This window comes from Reinekea sp. G2M2-21 (assembly GCF_015687175.1).
Taxonomy (GTDB): domain Bacteria; phylum Pseudomonadota; class Gammaproteobacteria; order Pseudomonadales; family Natronospirillaceae; genus Reinekea.
In genome coordinates, this window is record NZ_JADPQG010000003.1 from 556009 (window position 1) to 571628 (window position 15620).

Here is a 15620-nt window from a genome sequence, read left to right on the forward strand (position 1 = left end):
ACATCTCCCAGAATTTTTGTCTGATTTACTACCAAGACGTCAACTCGTCGCTTTATCTTTTTTAAAGTACAACCGGTTGACACCATCCTCCCCAAACTCGTTACCTACCTCAACATAAGCAAGCTTCAGGATTATCCGCTTAGAAATGAGGTTCGTCTCTCTGACGCAGGCCTTTACGCACAACGCGCGCAACGAAAATGCAAAATCCGTAAGAGCCGTGACGATTCCTGTCGCCAGACCCAAACCCCAAAAACTCGGGTTCAGGACATATCCAATTTCATAATCCTCATGTTCAATTGGAAAGAGAATCAGCTGAGCGTTAACTTTCTGCCCTTTTTGAATCCGTGCTTAGTCAATGCCTTGTCGTACTCGTTTTGGCTGTATAGGTAACATCGCTGATACGATCGTCACCGGCCTCGCCGAGCCGGACCAAATAAACTGTGCTCATAATGCATTAGTGCCCTTTTTGTTAACTGCGACGCGGATATTGGTGGGACAACTTGCAAACGTGCCCTGCTCACTAATTAACCAAGTTGAACATCCTTAAATTCTGGCCTACTTTCAAAAAGATTCATAAAGTAACGACAGCAAGGATCAGAAGCGTCCATTTTTTCACGCCCTAATAATTTATCGTAAAAACTACGGTGCTTAACGACCTGAAGGACCCACTCAACTTCACCCTCTTGCTTTTCGCCGACTTCCAACAATGCACAAGAACCAATTAAATAAGATTTACCCTCGAAATAAATCTTACAATACCAACCCCAATCTTCTGGCTCAGGCTTTGCAAAAGTCAGTTCAGCTAAGCTTTCGCTCTGTAGCCATTCAAGCAGGGATAATCCGTAAATTGGATTAATCGGATTTTCTCTTTCTGCTGCCACGTCAAACAAGGAGGTTTTGAAATGTATGGCTTGATTCATGGCTTTCCTTGCTACTAACGTTTCCGTTTAAGGTTAATTGGTGCGAAGCAGAAACTAATCCACAAGACGGGCCTGTTACATTTAATCAGAACAATCCGAGGAACTTCTTTTTTCTAATAGGTTTATCTAAAGGTCGACCAAAATCACTCAGTAACTCAGCATCCAAAGAGTCAGCCAGTTTGAAAAGTAGATCTAGATGGTTCTTTCCGTTTTGACCGACGTCTATTACACCTTGACGAAACCTCAACTCAAGAACCTCTTCAGGGTTTTGTATTCGAAAGTAAAACAAGTGCTCACCAGAATTGAATGAATCTACTGAACTATCATATTCACCTGATAACTGAAGATCTGCTGCGGCATTGATACTTATTAAATGGTCGCTATAGTTACTGAGCTCCGCTTTTACAACATTTTCACGAAATAGAGTGCTATTAAATTCTGACTCATCAACAAGTTCATGAGGTGCAATTTCCCCTCTTACAGATATTTGTTGTTGATTCCTTCTTATACGCATGTTCTACCTCAAATGTAACGCCTTACTCAGCGCCCTGGAGCTAATTTTTTATGTGATTTCAAAAAGTACCTTTTCCCTAAATTCAAATTCCGGGAAGATGATTTCTGATAACTTTAGGCCTTTGGAATCTTCGTGTTTTTTCCACTGATCCCCGTCCCAACAGGTATAAATTTGGTACTTGAATCCTTTTAATACTCCAGCTGAAATCAGGTAACCCAGAGCATCATAGTCTTTCTGGATTTGGACTTTTTCAATCCCATCTGAAGCTCCTTCCTTGATAAATCCACAGCCACATCCTTGATGGGAACCCAAAGAATAAACGTGCTCTAAAGAAAATTTTTTCCGTATGACATCTTCGCCTTCCGACAAATCGGTCAAATGAATACTCGGGTGATGCTCATCCCATGCTAACTGCGACAGTTCCATACTACTTGCTAAGTAAACTACAAGGCACATATAACTCTCTAAAACACATAACTCAAAACTAGCGGTGAGCGACGAAGGAGCGAATCCAAGGCCCGCCGCGAACCGACTTTAAGCGAGCCTGATGGTGCCGGGCCCTGTTGAATTTGTAAAAGCCACTAAACAAACTGCGCAACAATTGGCATTAAACTTAGGAATAGTACTATTGAAAATCCTATTACAAGAGTGCTTATTATGAATTTTTTCCAACTTGCCATTGTTTCCCAAGAGGCAGATAGCGTTGCAAGTTTTCCACCTGTAAGTAGTTCTATAAGCCCGACTACCGCATAGGCCCAGAGAATCACTGCCAACATCTTTGTAAAGCTAACCGCCACCCCTGTCGCAGCCAAAAAAGTAATTACAGCAGCACTTGGGACTGCAACTAAAAATTTTTTCCTTCCAGATGCCTGGGATAGAGGTGTGTTTTGACTTTCTTTTTCCGAGATAGTATTACCCAATTTAGAGCTCCATAATCTGAATTTAACGCCCGCACTTGCGGCTGGTTTTGAGCGCAGCGGAAAAACAGTCCGACCACATGCGCTTGTTAACTTTTGGCACTATGCAAAATCCATTGTGTAAATGACTTCTGAACAGTCAGTGCACTTGAACTTGTAGACTGCTGGATTACCACCTTTCTCATAATGCTCAAGGATATTTTGCCATATCTCCGAATTTATCATTTCTGTTCGGAGGAAGGTCTTTAGCGCCTCACCTTTCAGATTAGTCAGTTCCTCTTTCTCGGCGTCGCCGTGAAACTCTCAAGGGGTTCCACAGTGGGCTTGCCATACCTCTTGCTGCCAAGAGTTATAACCCGGCGTTCTCTCACATATTTCAGAGATTACCTCTTTAGACACTCCAGCTTCTTGCAGCGGATAATCATCAGAGAACATACCATCGAATTTTTTTGCTGCTGAGCCATCTGCTATGCACCAAGGGCAGATAAACTCAATTTCTTCTTCAGCATATAGATTAGAGGCATATATGTAACCTCTAGCTTCACCACAGCATTCACAAGTTTCATTGCTTTCTTTGATAGCACCCGTCGAAATCGGGTCTGGATGATATTTAAACTTCGGGAATTCCATGATTTCTCCTGAGAAAGTTAACGTTTTTCAACACCGGCGAAATTGCGCGCAGCCTGATTGAGTCCAATGCCCACCGCGTAGTGGATTTGTGGGCGGGTGATTGAATTTGTTAGCATTATTTCTTCCAAAATAACCACCAAGGTTTGTCTTTTATTGGCTTGTCGGTTTCAGAATGTGCGGGACGTGGGTTGCCTTGGTCATATATATGCAATACTTGCTCATCTCCAGTTTTTCCATTTATGTCTACTTCAACTATTGAGGCATAAAAGTCAATTTCTTCTTGATACTCTTCGAACCCATCAAGCCAGTAAAATCCCACAATACCTTCACCATTCTCGTTCTCGATGAATGATATAGCTTCAGACGGGAAAAAAGTCGATGATTCTGAGCCCTGAACTCCAAAAAAATAACCAACATGTCTATTTCTTTCACTAACTTCAATCTTTAACTCAATCAGGCCAATATCATCACAAGAAGTCTGGTATTCAGTGATTGGTGATACTCCTCTGACAATGTTAGCTACTTGCCAATTGGGGTCTCTGCAACTCGACGGCTTTTGGTTCAGGTAATTCTTCACCATATTGAATAATTTCTAAAGAAATGTAGTCGCTATTTTTTTTGCTAGAGTCAAAATATGAGAATCGATCACCCACTGTGCACGCGTAACCAAAAACTGGAAAAGCAAGAATTAAAGAGAGAAATCTAGGTAGCGGCATTATACTTCCATTAAACTAACGTTTTTCAGTAACGGTGGATACTAATCCACAACACGGTTTTGTTAGGTAGCTCGTAATTTATTCGCAACCTGCGTAAATGTGCTTTCAAAAATTTCCCTTGCTTTTTCTGTTAGGCCGACCCAATTAGTACGGTCGCCAAGTTCGACAAATCGAACTTGCTCACTAACGCGAATTAGTGACAATAACAGTGAGTAGGCATCATTCTCTTCATAGAAAGATACTTTCTCAGACATTAGATTTATATACTCAATTATTTCTTCAGTGGTGCGTACTACGCAATTAAATTCGGATCGGGGTTTTCTAACTGAAATATTTTCGATAGGTAATCTAACGTCTTTTATGTAATTGAGTCCACTCCTTACTATTTCTACAAGTGAGAAGTCATTGAATAAATACAAATCTTCATTTGCAAATGCCTCAACCATCATGTTATCTCGCACGGCCGCTCCTACTACTGAAATTAGAAATGAATAATCATTGATAAAGAGAACAAATGAATGGTTTGGAAGTACAAAAGGGTTTGTTACTTCGGGTATGATCGCTATTCTTTTTTCGAGGTTATAAGCAATTTTAGGATATCCAAACAAATTGTCCTCAATTTCATTTTGAAATGACTTTGGAACTCCAAGTTCATCCAGTACATGTACGGTCGCTACCTCATAAGTGAAGTCCATAGTAGATACCTAACGTTCGACTTTGTGGCGAGCGACGAAGGAGCGAGTCCATTGGCCCGCCGCGCTAGCGGTTTCTGGCGGGGCAACTTGCAACAGTGTCTTGTTAGCTTTCAAGCTCAAGCTCCTTATACCGCCATAGAAATGCCTCATGAATCTCTTCTTGCTCCCACTGGTAGGACGATATTGTTCCCTTAGTGACGAACTTGCCCCAACCCCATCCCTCTTCAACAAAGTTGAAATAGAGACAATAATTTTGAACCACGGCGATTACCCAAAACTCTTCATCGAAGTTGTACTGGTTCTGCGTCCATAGTATCGGCTCAACTTGGACGTCATCCCAAACAGAGGAAAGCTCGGAACCAGAAATTACCTTTTTTGCCTCTGAAAGCTCATTAAGAACTTCCTTTTTGCTTAAGTTATCTCTCATATACTAGAAGCTAACAGTTTCATATGCCGCCACTGCGGTTTTTTCCGGCGCCGCATATGCAGAATTGGTTTCTGTTCATATTCGGCTCAATGTCAGTCATATTCGGCGGTGCAAACACTATTGTCAATCTGATCACCCTAAAAAACCGCACGAGCGGTTTATACCGAAATACTCGTGCGCCTGAAACGCCCTATTCATGAGGGTTAGTTTAATAAGCGGGAAATGGTCATTCTGTTTTCGCCTGGGTTTTGCCGCGCGTGCATAGATATCCTGGCATTTCCCGGAAAATGCGGCGCAACGGCTTTTTTAGCGCGAATGTGGCTTTCTTTTTAAGTGACTGGGCAAAGGTTACCCGTAATTGGGGAGAAAACGCGAACCATGGGGGTGGTTGCATGGCTGACTTCGCTTCAAAAATTCAATTGTTGGCCTAAAGACCAACCAACATAATCGGTGCGTCTGCGCATTGCGCCGAAGGTTACTGCGCAGAGGTACTGGTTTGTCGGGCTGACGCCGCGACTTACAAAATCATTGCCCCTTCGACTGCTTCGCGCTCTGTGCGAACGAAAGGGGCTTATAGTTTCGCGTCTCTAGGTTGCAAAGCCGGATTCAGCGTAGACATTTTAATTTGTCAGGCTGAAACCCGTCCCACTAAGATATCGCCTCTCCGCGTTGCTCCGAAGGCTCCTACGTATATCGATTTACACCAAACCGAGTCTGGCGAGTGAAGTGGTGTTCATTCGGTTGTAGCCATTGTTATTGCTATCCGCTTTGGTGATGAGAAAGAAGTCGTCCAGCCATATGGAGTATTCCAGTAGGCGGTCTTTTATTCGCGTGGCTTCCAATAAGTGTTTGTCTTTGATTGATAAGTTTCCTTTCGGGTTGTGGTGAATGAGTATTAAACGAGTAGCGTTAGCCTGAATAATGTGGCTGATGAGTAAATTGGTGGTGAGTTCTTTCAGTGAGAATTTACCGGTGAGAATGGGTCGGCTTTCCAAAAGCACACTGCGGGTACTGAGCATAAGTGCGTGAATGGCTTCGTGTTTTAAGTGGATGAAGGTGTTGGCGATGTATAGCTCGGCACGGGCGATGCTATCGAGTATAACCGGGTTGGGTTTTTCCAGTTCACGTTGGTGGGCGTGGGTGAACAGCAGTTCAACGTCGATATTGGTGATTTTTTTGTACATGGTTTTCTCGCTTTTCGTTAGTTCGTTTTCTGTTTTTAAGCATCAGAAACCTTGCCTGCGTGCGCAGGCAAGATGTGTGGCTAAGCAATGTGTTCTGTGTATTAGTGCGTGTGCTGTTATTTTTTGCGCGGGTACAGCGCGCGCGTTTTGTACAGGCGTAACAGCTGTTTATAACTCACGAATGTCACGGAACACGGCTTTAGCCGCATCGAATTTGGAAAAGCTCCGGTGTACAACGCCAGGGCAATACGAAAACGCCACCAGTGTAGGGCGCGTAAATACGCGGGGTCGGTTTCTATCTGTGGGTTTCGGTGCCGGTTGGCCATTGTTTGTTTTACTGCGGGGTCACAAGGGTTTTTCGCTTCAACGGGGTGTTGAAGGTCGCTGTTTTGTGCGCTTAGTTTTTCTTGTGAGAGGATTTTTTCTTGGAACGAGCGGTGCTCTAGCTTAGAATCTTGCTTAGCCATAATTGATATCCATAGTATCGGTTGTGGTTAGCTGCCCTTGAGTGTTGACGCACTCTTGGGTAGCGCTTAGTTTTACGCTACTTTCTTTCTGTTATTTGCCTCCTGAATTTTCTGAAAAGCCAACCTGTATAAAACACTGGGTGAGGAATGAACACAATTTATTTTTTGTGTGAGGTGAGGTTATTGTGATGGGCGTCTAAAAAATTTGGTTTATTCAAAGTGTAGATGTGTTTTTTTCATCAGATTGATGGCCTTGGGTTTTCATCGTTTTATCGAGTTTGAATTTAAATTTGTGGCATTTGGATATTTCAAGACGTGGTTTAATTATGTATTTTTTTTTCAAGGGGGCAGCCCCCTTGCACCCCCGTTTGTCGCCCGCTTTGGCTCTCTTCCATAACTGACACATCGCTCGAACGGTCGCTTGAGCGTGCGCCGACAAGTCGGCGATCCCTGCACGCGCGGCGCTTCCAAGGGCATCCCTGCCCTTAAATCCGTTGCGGCGTGTCAGCTATGTCAGCCAAAGCAGATGCGACGGAACAGCTATTTACGCCTCATCTACCAATATTGAATGTGCCGGTTCGTACTCGCTGTCGAAAACGTGGCGATCAACACCACTTTGCCGAACGCTTAAACCCAAACATCGTCTTCTGCGGTAAGCTCGGATTCGACATCGCCTGTATTCTTTGTGCCTCTGGGTTCTACGAACATTATTTTGCATTCGTGCTCTGCGAAGGGCTTGTGCTCTACGCCCTTCGGAATCACGAACATTTCCCCTGCTTCTAAGTGCACCTTTCCATCTCGAAACTCAATATCCATTGCGCCTTCAATAACAATGAATACTTCGTCGGTATCTTGGTGATTGTGCCAAACAAATTCATTTTTAATTTTGGCAAGTTTGAACTGATAGTCGTTCATTTCAGCAACGACACGAGGTGACCAGTGCTCAGAAAATTTTGAAAACTTTTCCTTAAAATTTATGGCTTTCTTTTCCATTGGGCTTCCTTATAAGTACCTTTTAATTGGCGCGAGCTAGTGAAAGATATTTAACGCCCACGCAAAACCGTATTTTGACCAGAGTTATCCTATTTTGTAAAGCGAGCCTGAACAGAAGGTTCCCGAAACATCGGACCGCCCGGTGCTGACTACAGCATACGCAGCCTGTGAATCGTGAATTGTTTCGCGCAGTCGTTTGAAAGGCGGTGAAAGACTGGCTTGAGCCGCCAACTCGAAAGACATTTCTACAACCGATTTCTTTCACGCCAATTTTTGAAAACCTCATCGCATTCCATTGCAGACACAGGTGTAAATAACCATTCCGTCGCATCTGCTTTGGCTGATTTAATTGGCACGTCGCAACGGATTCAAGGGCATGGATGCCCTTGTAAGCGCCGCGCGTGCAGGGACGAGCGCTCAAGCGACCGTTCGAAGAAAGTGGCAATTAAAGAAGAACACCAAAGTGGGCGACAAAAAGGGGGTTCAAGGGGATCGCCCCTTGGAAAGAAAAAACTGAACTGTCTGCCAGCACAAACATCAATTATCTGCATCGAATGCAAAAAATATCCCGACCGCCCTCGTGCCTCGGTTGTTCGCTCCTACAAAACGAATAAATAACCACTTTCGGTATAGGTGTAAATAACCATTCCGTCGCATCTGCTTTGGCTGAATTACTTGGCAGGTCGCAACGGGTTCAAGGGGATCGCCCCTTGGAAGGAAAAAAACTAAACCACCTACCCGCACGAATACCAAAAGAATTAAGGTAAAAAAAATATCACGACCGCCCTCACTCCAACGCTGTCCAATGTTACTGGCGTGTTATCGGGTGATTTCCTGTTTTGGTCAATTCATCACGATTTTGGTCAGTCATCTACGGGTTTGGTTGGTTTGCAGATTGTTAGACTGCGTGCTTGAGCTCAGAAGAATACGCACAGAAGTACTCCAACAAATATAACTACGGAGGTCTTATGATCTACAAAACCAAACTGCTGACATCGGCTGTACTGATGTCTTGCGCGACGCCTTTGTGGGCACTCGATTACAACGATGCCTATTGGGCAACACCGAATACCAATGCGGATTTCGTGGACCAATTCGACGGTAGTACGCTTGACCGCAGTAAGTGGAAGGTAGAAAGCGATGTGTTTGTAAACGGTGAGGATATCGATTACCAGGATGTAGAATTCCCGGCGGCGGATTGGACCATTCGTACCGGTCAGCCGGATGCCGGTGCGACCGATGGGGCGGTGCTGAATTTAAAAGCGCGCTTTATGGACGGTGAAATTCAGGATTACTACAACAAAGATGGTAAACCGTTGTTCATACGTTCCGGTCGAATTGAGTCGCAAATTACCGACGACACTACCTTTACCTACGGGAAGTTTGAAGCACGAATTAAGATGCCACCGGCCCGTCATGCGGAGTTTCCAGCCTGGTGGTTGTTAGGTAATTACCCGGATGTGGGTTGGACGGCGTGTCAGGAATTGGACATTGTCGAGTTCACTGGGGCGAATCCAGATTTACTGCCGCAAACCTTTTGGACAGCGCCTTACACGGTACACGGTGGCGTTGGGCTGTCGTATCAGAATCTGGGCATTCCAGAGCCGAGCAACAGTTACAACACGTTCGGTGTGATTAAAACGCCGGACAAGGTGGAGTGGTATGTGAATGGCGTGCTGACGCAGACGTTTTCACGTGAGAACCAGGGGGACGATCAACCCTGGCCTTATGTCACACCGATGCGGATGATTCTGAACCACGCCATCAGCCATGTGGAGTGGCCGGACGTGGGTCATTACCTGAAATGGTCAACCGATCCGAATGTGGCGAATGCGACGGGCGGTTCGTATGTGGATGCGCAGGGTGTACGTCAGTACGAATACCTCGATGTGGCCGCGATGGATGCCAACATCGGTCGCGACGGTACCGACTTCCTGATCGACTACGTCGCCCATTGGCCGCTGCCAGCGTCGGAACCGACAGCGAAATACGTGGACGATTCCAAGTCCAGTTTTTTCCGGGAGAGCAACAACACAAAAGGGTTTTATAATCTGAAAGGTTGGTTGGCGCCGGTTGCGGTAACGGGCGATGCGTACCAGGATACGGGCTACCCGGATGAATTGCGCAATAACGGGCCGGACAACGCGGCCGACGGTTATGTCGGTTCGAAATGGGCAACGCCGGCCGACGATGAATTGCACTGGATCGATATCGATTACGGCAGCGATAAGCTGATCGATTACCTGTGGATTGAATGGGGTTGGAACCTGCCAGCAGCGTACGACATTTATGGCAAGCGCGACGGCGGTCAGTGGGAGTTAGTGACCACCCGCGAACAAACCAGCACCAGCTGGGCGACGCACACCATGCCTATTCAGAAAACTTTCCGCCAGTTAAAACTGGTCACCAAAGGGCGGTTGGATAAGGCCAACCCGATCTGGCTATTGGAAGTCATGGCCTTTGAAGATGTGGCCGACCAATACCCCATGCCTGCGGGCACCGTGATGAAAGACCCTGCGGTTAACGTACTCGACAATGGCGATTTCAGCTCAGGCATACAAGGTTGGACACGCGAAGCGTTTAACGGCGCGGACCCGGTGTTTAACACAGAGTCCGGTGCGGCGGTGTTAAGCCTGACCAATGCTGGCGCGGACGAAGGTTCGGTGCAGTTGCATCAATCTGGGTTTACGCTGAAGCGCGATTACCGTTATGAATTGAGTTTGGATGTGACTTCAGACGCGGCACGCGAATTCGTGGTACGGGTATCGCAGGACGACCTGAATCCTTCTCCGGCCATGACCGCGTTGAAAGAAACAGTGTCGTTAACCGGCGTACCGCAACACCTGACGTTCAGCTTCGATTACACCGGAATGAATGCACCGGGTCGCGTGGCGTTTTTAATGGGCAACCTCGGTACAGTGGGTTTGAGTCTCGACAATGTAGTGCTGCGACGTACGGTTTACCTGGGCACGGGTTTACCGAGTGTGGCGGCTCTGGATGCGACCAATCTGGTCAGCACCAGCGCGGGTTGGGAAAACGAATGGTGGGGTGTTGCCAGCCGGGCGATAGACGGTTCACTGGCGACGCGTGCCAGTGGTAACGACGGTGTTGCCGAAGGGCAAGACCTGTCCTTGAAGGTGCGCATTCCGGAATTTTTTGAAATTACCGAAGTGTTGGTGGCGGGTGACAATTCACCAGAGCGCAGCCTGGATCAGTTCAAGGTGAATTTTGGCAACAACCAAACCATGCTCGATTGGACACCCAGCACGACCGATGGCGTTTATGAGTCGTTCTCGCAGTTCGCGCAGTCACCTGCAGTCGGCGAACGCGATTTCGAGTTTTTCTTCCGGCCACCGGCTGGCGGTTTGGTTGAGGTCACCGACGTGCAGTTGATGGCGATCGACCACAAACCTTACCGGGTGTATGTATTGCCACTCACGGACGGCGGCAGCATCAGCCCGGCCAGTGGTGCACGCTATGCCATGACGAAAACCGATTCAGCTACCTACACGTTCAGCGCCGACCCCGGGAAAGTGGTGGCCGATGTGTTGATCGACGGTGTGTCGGTCGGTGCGGTCAGTCAATTCACGCTGAATAACATTGATCAAACCCACACCATTGCCGTGAGTTTCCGGGATGATGTCACGCCACCACCGGGCCAGAACATTGCGTTGCTGGCGAGCGCCACCGCAAGCAGTGCGCTGCAACCCGTTGCGCTGATCAATGACAACAGTGAGACCAGCCGCTGGGAATCCACCTTTGATGTGGCGACGGCCGACGTTGTACTGGACTTTGGCACTTCGGCGTCACTGACCTCCGCCAGCCTGATGTGGGAAGCCGCGAATGCGGGCAGCTATAACGTGCTCGGTTCCAACGACGGTCAAACCTGGACTCCGTTGTACCAACACAGTGGCGGTCAATTTGGAGCGCGTACCGACACCTTCGCACTGAGCGGCAGCTACCGGTACCTGAAACTGGAATGTGTGTCGCGCAGTGCTGGCAACAACTGGGGCTACTCGGTATACGAGTGGCAGGTTACGGGTTTACTGAATGGCCCTGTCGACCCGGTGGACAAGCCACTCACAGTCAGCGAGGCAACCGCCAGCAGTGAAATGCAGGCGGCAGCGCTGGCGGTGGATGCCAACGCCGGTACCCGTTGGGAAAGTGAGCACGTTAACGACGGTCAATGGTTGCAACTGGACTTGGGCAGCGTGAAAACCGTGCACGGTTTAAACGTGAACTGGGAAGCGGCGAACGCTCAACAATATGAAGTGTTGGTGTCGACCGATGGTCTGCAATGGGATTTGGCGGCACTGAAAAACGGCGGTACGTTTGGCAACCGTGAGGATTCGTTTGAACTTTCGGAGTCGGCCCGATACCTGCGTTTGAATATGTTACAACGCAGCGTCGGTAACAATTGGGGGTACTCCATTTACGAAGTCAGCGTGACCGGTTATTAATCCCCTGCAGTCGTAGCAGTGTTGTTTTAAAAAAGTTAATGCCGAAAGGCGTTAGCAAAAAGTCGTAGCGAAATCGGAACCCAAAGTGGTTCCGATTTTTTTGGTTCTGTGGCAAGGTGAGGCTCGATTTTAAGACAGTGAGGTTCGACGTTGTCTACCAGTAACGTCATTGGTCTTTGGGCACTTATGCCGTTCCGTACCGGCAATCAACGCTTTGCGTCCCGTATCATAAAACCCAAACACGAAGAATTTGAAATTGTGCTGTCTGGTCGCGCCGTCTTTGAAAAAGACGGTCAGGAAACCTTGGTGGGTGCCGGCGATGTTATCTGGATGCACGAAGGCGAACAAACCATTCACAGTGACCCGGACGGCACGCCCTATGAATGCGTGGTGCTGTCTTTTTTGGTGAAAGAAGCCCAACCGCCCAGCGATGGAAATTTGTATCGTTGGACAGGACCATTAACACCAAAGCAGTTTACCGATGACGCCCTGCACTGCCTGCAACGGTGCCGTTACGATTCGCTCACCTATTGCCATTACCTGTACAGTGCCTGCCGTTTGCACTTAGTGCCCTTTGCCGAAGCCAACCAACATGGCGGCAGCCGACTGGATGGTATTCTGAATTTTTTGCAAGTGAACATCCGCGAACATTTGAGCACCGAAAGCATTGCGGAAAATTTTAATCTGACCACCAATCAATTGAATTATCTGTTTCATCAGGAATTCGGTTTGCCGCCGTACCAATACTTAAAACGCTTGCGCCTGCAACGCGCGGAAGCATACCTGACAGAGACCGACAAACCGGTCAAGTGGATCGCCTATATGTGCGGCTACCAAAGTGAAAGCGGGTTTATCCGAGCCTTTGGTAAAACACATCAAATGGCGCCGTTGGAGTATCGCCAATTGCACGGTAGCGCGTCATCAGCCTAATTTTTAGGATCGCTTTAGATGTGGCCGTTCAGACAACCACTATAGAATCCATGATGAAGGCTAGTTTGGTGCATTAAAAACGAGTCAGTGCTTGTTATCTCGACAGGGTTATCCCCATTTTCTGGGGATAACCCTGTCGATAACAACACGGGAATGCAATATCGACCGCCTCTGCCGCGTTGTTCGTTTTGCGACCGGCGATTTAAATCTGGGCGTCGAGTACTTGCCCGTCCGGATTATCCAGAACAGGGTCGGCGTCCCAGGGTGTCAGGCATTCTTCGTCGGCGGCGCATGGGTCGGTCAGGCTGTGCAAGAAGGCCACCAGGTCGCGCTGTTCGTCGGCGCTGAGGTTGATGTCCGGCAAGCGAGGGGCGTTAGCGTCATTGGGTTGATTTCGCAACTCGGTGAGCGCACTGGCAGAGTGTGTTTGTGCATTGCTGTAAAGTTGCGCGCAATTATTCAAGTGTGAAAACTGCGGTAATTCACACCAGTCGCGGTTACTGAAAAAGCTGGCGACTTTCAGTTCAGGGTCGTTGTAATGGGCCACGACGTCATCCAGGGTCGCGTAAGTGCCGGCATGTCCGTATGGCGCGGTGAGTGCCACGTTCAACAAAGACGGGGTGCGAAAGCGATAACGGTCGCGTCGTTGGCCAGTGAACGATTCCCGTCCGGTATCGCCATTGGTATTGTCGGTTAAAGGACCAAACTGAGGGAACGCTACCTGGTGGAAGCCTTCATCGGTAAAGGTGGGTCCACGGTGACACCGCACACAGTCGGCACCGCCGGAATTAACATCAGAGAAAAACAGTACCGCGCCGCGTTTCTGAGCGTCTGTTAACGCGTTGTCGTCGCCACTGACATAAGTCTGAAAGGGCGAGTCTACAAACACCATACTGCGTTCGTATTCGCCAATGGCAAAGACGATGTTGGCAAAGGTTACCAGTGTTTCTGCCGACGCATTGGAACCAAAAGCCTGCTGAAACTCATTCAGCCATTCGTTGCGGTCGAAGGCATCTGGGTGTGCGCCGTAACTGCCGAGGCGCTGTGCCAGGTGACTGCGCACCTCCGCCGTGGTGCTGTTAGCTGCAAAGCTGGTGTTGAGCATTTCATCTTCATTGACTACCGGAAAACCTGCCTGGGCGGCGGCCAGTGTGGTACCGGCGTTCGCGTCGACCTGATTAAAACCAGAGTCCGGCGTGCTAATGCTGCCCTGATCAATGAACTCAACGCGGCCATCCCAGAACAACCGCTCACGCCACAGGCCGGTATTAAAGACGGTTGGGGCGTTGCGGCCCACGGCGAAGTCATTGTTGGTGGCGCGGCGGAGTTCACCCAGAATAGTGGCGTCTTCCGCGTTCACACCGATAGACACCGAAAGCGCATCCGCACCACCCAGTTCCGGGTAATGACAGCTGGCGCAGGCCACGTTCAAATCGCCACTGAGTGACTGACTGAAAAATAGCTTCTTACCCAGCTGTGCGATGGGCGACTGAATGTCCGGCAGGTTGGCTGGAATTCGAATCGGCCGATCCAGGTTCCGCATGCTCAGTAACTGGCGCAATTCCGTGTCGTTCACACGTTCGCTCGTTGCGTTGTCGAGCGGGTCTTCGCTGTTGTTCGCCGAATCGGCGGCTTGCAAGATTTCATTGCAGCCTGTTAAAAACACAAGCGCGCTGGACAGCAGTAAGATACGCAACGACATAAGTCACCTCGGCATTCATTGATGGAATCCTTACTGTAATGGAAAAAACTTCGCAGATTGTGCAATGAATAAGGAAATAATGTGCAACCGCGCCGTGGCGGCGAACCGGTAAAAAAGCATGTCGTCGCCAAAGTGCCTGCGCTAAACTGCCCCGATCACTGTACGCACGTGGAAAACCACATGACCACCACCGCCAAACACGACGAACGCATGGCTAACATGATATTCGGCTCTGTTTACCCCATGAGAAGGGTCGCACCCAGGCAGAACTGGATAACGTTATAGAGTGGCTAACCGGGTTCAACCCCGCGCGGGTTCAACAACTGATTGCAGAAGAAGAGTCCTTTAAAACATTTTTTGAGCAGGCCACGTTAAACCCGAACGCACACCTGATTACCGGTTCAATTTGCGGTCACAAAGTACAAGACATTGAAAACCCGTTAACACAAAAAGTTCGCTATCTCGATAAGTTGGTGGATGAGTTAGCCAAAGGCAAAAAGATGGAGAAGATCTTACGTACTGCCTAAGGATCGGCATTGTGATGGGTAGGGTTTTTTAAAGGGTATGCAAAAGAGAATTACATTTTAATAAGAGGATTTCTTGGAGGATTTTTCTTTCCAAGGGGAGATCTACCATGGTACCTACTTTTGCATTGGCATCATTCTTTTGAGATTTAGTTGGAAGATTGTCTCCGTCAAGGGAGGAACCCGTCCGACGATTCGGGCTCGGCCCTTAACAATTCCAGCCGCATGAGTTGCCTTCAGGAGAGATATTTCTATAGTTGATTTCTGCTACACCTTCATTTGACCAACCAATCGAAAGCCATTGCCGATATCGGCGTAAATAACCGCTCCGTCGCATCTGCTTTGGCTGAATTAATTGGCAAGTCGCAACGGATTCAAGGGCATGGATGCCCTTGGAAGCGCCGCGCGTGCAGGGACGCACGCTCAAGCGACCGTTCGAAGAAAGTGACAATTAGGGCAGAATACCAAAGCGGGCGACAGAAGGGGGGTGCAAGGGGATCTCCCCTTGGAAATAAACTTCCAATAAAACCATGCCTCAGAA

The 15620-nt window shown here is 48.1% G+C and carries 17 protein-coding genes and 1 pseudogene; 5 read left to right on the forward strand and 13 right to left on the reverse strand.

The features are described from left to right. Positions 1 to 39: 39 nt before the first annotated feature. The 12 genes and pseudogenes from IYN85_RS26435 to IYN85_RS14730 all read right to left on the reverse strand — a co-directional run bounded on the left by IYN85_RS26435 (position 40) and on the right by IYN85_RS14730 (position 7463). Positions 40 to 342, reverse strand: a complete 303-nt coding sequence (locus IYN85_RS26435; RefSeq protein ID WP_196159762.1) for a GNAT family N-acetyltransferase — start codon at positions 340 to 342, stop codon at positions 40 to 42. Positions 343 to 524: 182 nt separating this feature from the next. Then, the gene (locus tag IYN85_RS14680; protein WP_196159652.1) at positions 525 to 920 is read right to left on the reverse strand and encodes a hypothetical protein; all 396 of its coding nucleotides are present in this window, start codon (positions 918 to 920) and stop codon (positions 525 to 527) included. 85 nt (positions 921 to 1005) lie between these two features. Next, positions 1006 to 1434 carry a hypothetical protein gene (locus IYN85_RS14685; protein ID WP_196159653.1) on the reverse strand — a complete coding sequence of 143 codons (429 nt, stop codon included), beginning with the start codon at positions 1432 to 1434 and terminating at the stop codon, positions 1006 to 1008. 48 nt (positions 1435 to 1482) lie between these two features. Next, complete coding sequence (locus IYN85_RS14690; RefSeq protein ID WP_196159654.1) at positions 1483 to 1860, reverse strand: hypothetical protein; 378 nt, start codon at positions 1858 to 1860, stop codon at positions 1483 to 1485. 155 nt (positions 1861 to 2015) lie between these two features. Further along, positions 2016 to 2354 carry a hypothetical protein gene (locus IYN85_RS14695; RefSeq protein ID WP_196159655.1) on the reverse strand — a complete coding sequence of 113 codons (339 nt, stop codon included), beginning with the start codon at positions 2352 to 2354 and terminating at the stop codon, positions 2016 to 2018. A gap of 99 nt (positions 2355 to 2453) precedes the next feature. Beyond that, a pseudogene (locus IYN85_RS14700) lies at positions 2454 to 2981 on the reverse strand (CbrC family protein). Between the two features lie 115 nt (positions 2982 to 3096). Further along, positions 3097 to 3561, reverse strand: coding sequence for a hypothetical protein (locus IYN85_RS14705; RefSeq protein ID WP_196159656.1), 465 nt, complete (start codon positions 3559 to 3561; stop codon positions 3097 to 3099). A gap of 198 nt (positions 3562 to 3759) precedes the next feature. Beyond that, the gene (locus tag IYN85_RS14710) at positions 3760 to 4392 is read right to left on the reverse strand and encodes a hypothetical protein (protein ID WP_196159657.1); all 633 of its coding nucleotides are present in this window, start codon (positions 4390 to 4392) and stop codon (positions 3760 to 3762) included. Between the two features lie 103 nt (positions 4393 to 4495). Beyond that, positions 4496 to 4819, reverse strand: coding sequence for a hypothetical protein (locus IYN85_RS14715; protein WP_196159658.1), 324 nt, complete (start codon positions 4817 to 4819; stop codon positions 4496 to 4498). Between the two features lie 698 nt (positions 4820 to 5517). Further along, entirely contained in the window at positions 5518 to 6003 is a 486-nt protein-coding gene (locus tag IYN85_RS14720; RefSeq protein ID WP_196159659.1) for a JAB domain-containing protein, read from the reverse strand. Positions 6004 to 6119: 116 nt separating this feature from the next. Beyond that, positions 6120 to 6470, reverse strand: a complete 351-nt coding sequence (locus tag IYN85_RS14725) for a hypothetical protein (RefSeq protein WP_196159660.1) — start codon at positions 6468 to 6470, stop codon at positions 6120 to 6122. 627 nt (positions 6471 to 7097) lie between these two features. Then, complete coding sequence (locus tag IYN85_RS14730) at positions 7098 to 7463, reverse strand: cupin domain-containing protein (RefSeq protein WP_196159661.1); 366 nt, start codon at positions 7461 to 7463, stop codon at positions 7098 to 7100. 219 nt (positions 7464 to 7682) lie between these two features. Between IYN85_RS14730 and IYN85_RS14735 the strand changes: the two genes are divergently transcribed. The 3 genes from IYN85_RS14735 (at position 7683) to IYN85_RS14745 (ending at position 12853) form a co-directional block, all read left to right on the forward strand. Then, entirely contained in the window at positions 7683 to 8081 is a 399-nt protein-coding gene (locus IYN85_RS14735; protein WP_196159662.1) for a hypothetical protein, read from the forward strand. Between the two features lie 350 nt (positions 8082 to 8431). Further along, positions 8432 to 11923 (forward strand): discoidin domain-containing protein, encoded by a 3492-nt coding sequence (locus IYN85_RS14740; protein WP_196159663.1) that lies wholly within the window; start codon positions 8432 to 8434, stop codon positions 11921 to 11923. A 150-nt stretch (positions 11924 to 12073) separates the two neighbouring features. Beyond that, on the forward strand, positions 12074 to 12853 hold the full coding sequence (locus IYN85_RS14745; RefSeq protein ID WP_196159664.1) for an AraC family transcriptional regulator: 780 nt from the start codon (positions 12074 to 12076) through the stop codon (positions 12851 to 12853). 202 nt (positions 12854 to 13055) lie between these two features. On the opposite strand, the gene IYN85_RS14750 is transcribed toward IYN85_RS14745, so the two are convergent. Further along, positions 13056 to 14555, reverse strand: coding sequence for a cytochrome-c peroxidase (locus IYN85_RS14750; protein WP_196159665.1), 1500 nt, complete (start codon positions 14553 to 14555; stop codon positions 13056 to 13058). Positions 14556 to 14636: 81 nt separating this feature from the next. On the opposite strand from IYN85_RS14750, the gene IYN85_RS25955 reads away from it, so the two are divergent. Together IYN85_RS25955 and IYN85_RS14755 are read left to right on the forward strand one after the other, a co-directional pair. Next, entirely contained in the window at positions 14637 to 14840 is a 204-nt protein-coding gene (locus IYN85_RS25955) for a hypothetical protein (protein WP_230390745.1), read from the forward strand. After that, positions 14837 to 15082, forward strand: coding sequence for a DUF2200 family protein (locus IYN85_RS14755; protein ID WP_370592212.1), 246 nt, complete (start codon positions 14837 to 14839; stop codon positions 15080 to 15082). Before IYN85_RS25955 ends, IYN85_RS14755 begins: the two co-directional genes overlap by 4 nt. Positions 15083 to 15620 lie beyond the last annotated feature (538 nt).

What these genes read in the sequence shown, in the direction of transcription:
- IYN85_RS14680 (WP_196159652.1), bottom strand. Translation starts at nt 920, where the DNA reads ATGAATCAAGCCATACATTTCAAAACCTCCTTGTTTGACGTGGCAGCA.
- IYN85_RS14685 (WP_196159653.1), bottom strand. Translation starts at nt 1,434, where the DNA reads ATGCGTATAAGAAGGAATCAACAACAAATATCTGTAAGAGGGGAAATT.
- IYN85_RS14690 (WP_196159654.1), bottom strand. Translation starts at nt 1,860, where the DNA reads ATGGAACTGTCGCAGTTAGCATGGGATGAGCATCACCCGAGTATTCAT.
- IYN85_RS14705 (WP_196159656.1), bottom strand. Translation starts at nt 3,561, where the DNA reads ATGGTGAAGAATTACCTGAACCAAAAGCCGTCGAGTTGCAGAGACCCC.
- IYN85_RS14710 (WP_196159657.1), bottom strand. Translation starts at nt 4,392, where the DNA reads ATGGACTTCACTTATGAGGTAGCGACCGTACATGTACTGGATGAACTT.
- IYN85_RS14715 (WP_196159658.1), bottom strand. Translation starts at nt 4,819, where the DNA reads ATGAGAGATAACTTAAGCAAAAAGGAAGTTCTTAATGAGCTTTCAGAG.
- IYN85_RS14720 (WP_196159659.1), bottom strand. Translation starts at nt 6,003, where the DNA reads ATGTACAAAAAAATCACCAATATCGACGTTGAACTGCTGTTCACCCAC.
- IYN85_RS14725 (WP_196159660.1), bottom strand. Translation starts at nt 6,470, where the DNA reads ATGGCTAAGCAAGATTCTAAGCTAGAGCACCGCTCGTTCCAAGAAAAA.
- IYN85_RS14730 (WP_196159661.1), bottom strand. Translation starts at nt 7,463, where the DNA reads ATGGAAAAGAAAGCCATAAATTTTAAGGAAAAGTTTTCAAAATTTTCT.
- IYN85_RS14740 (WP_196159663.1), top strand. Translation starts at nt 8,432, where the DNA reads ATGATCTACAAAACCAAACTGCTGACATCGGCTGTACTGATGTCTTGC.
- IYN85_RS14750 (WP_196159665.1), bottom strand. Translation starts at nt 14,555, where the DNA reads ATGTCGTTGCGTATCTTACTGCTGTCCAGCGCGCTTGTGTTTTTAACA.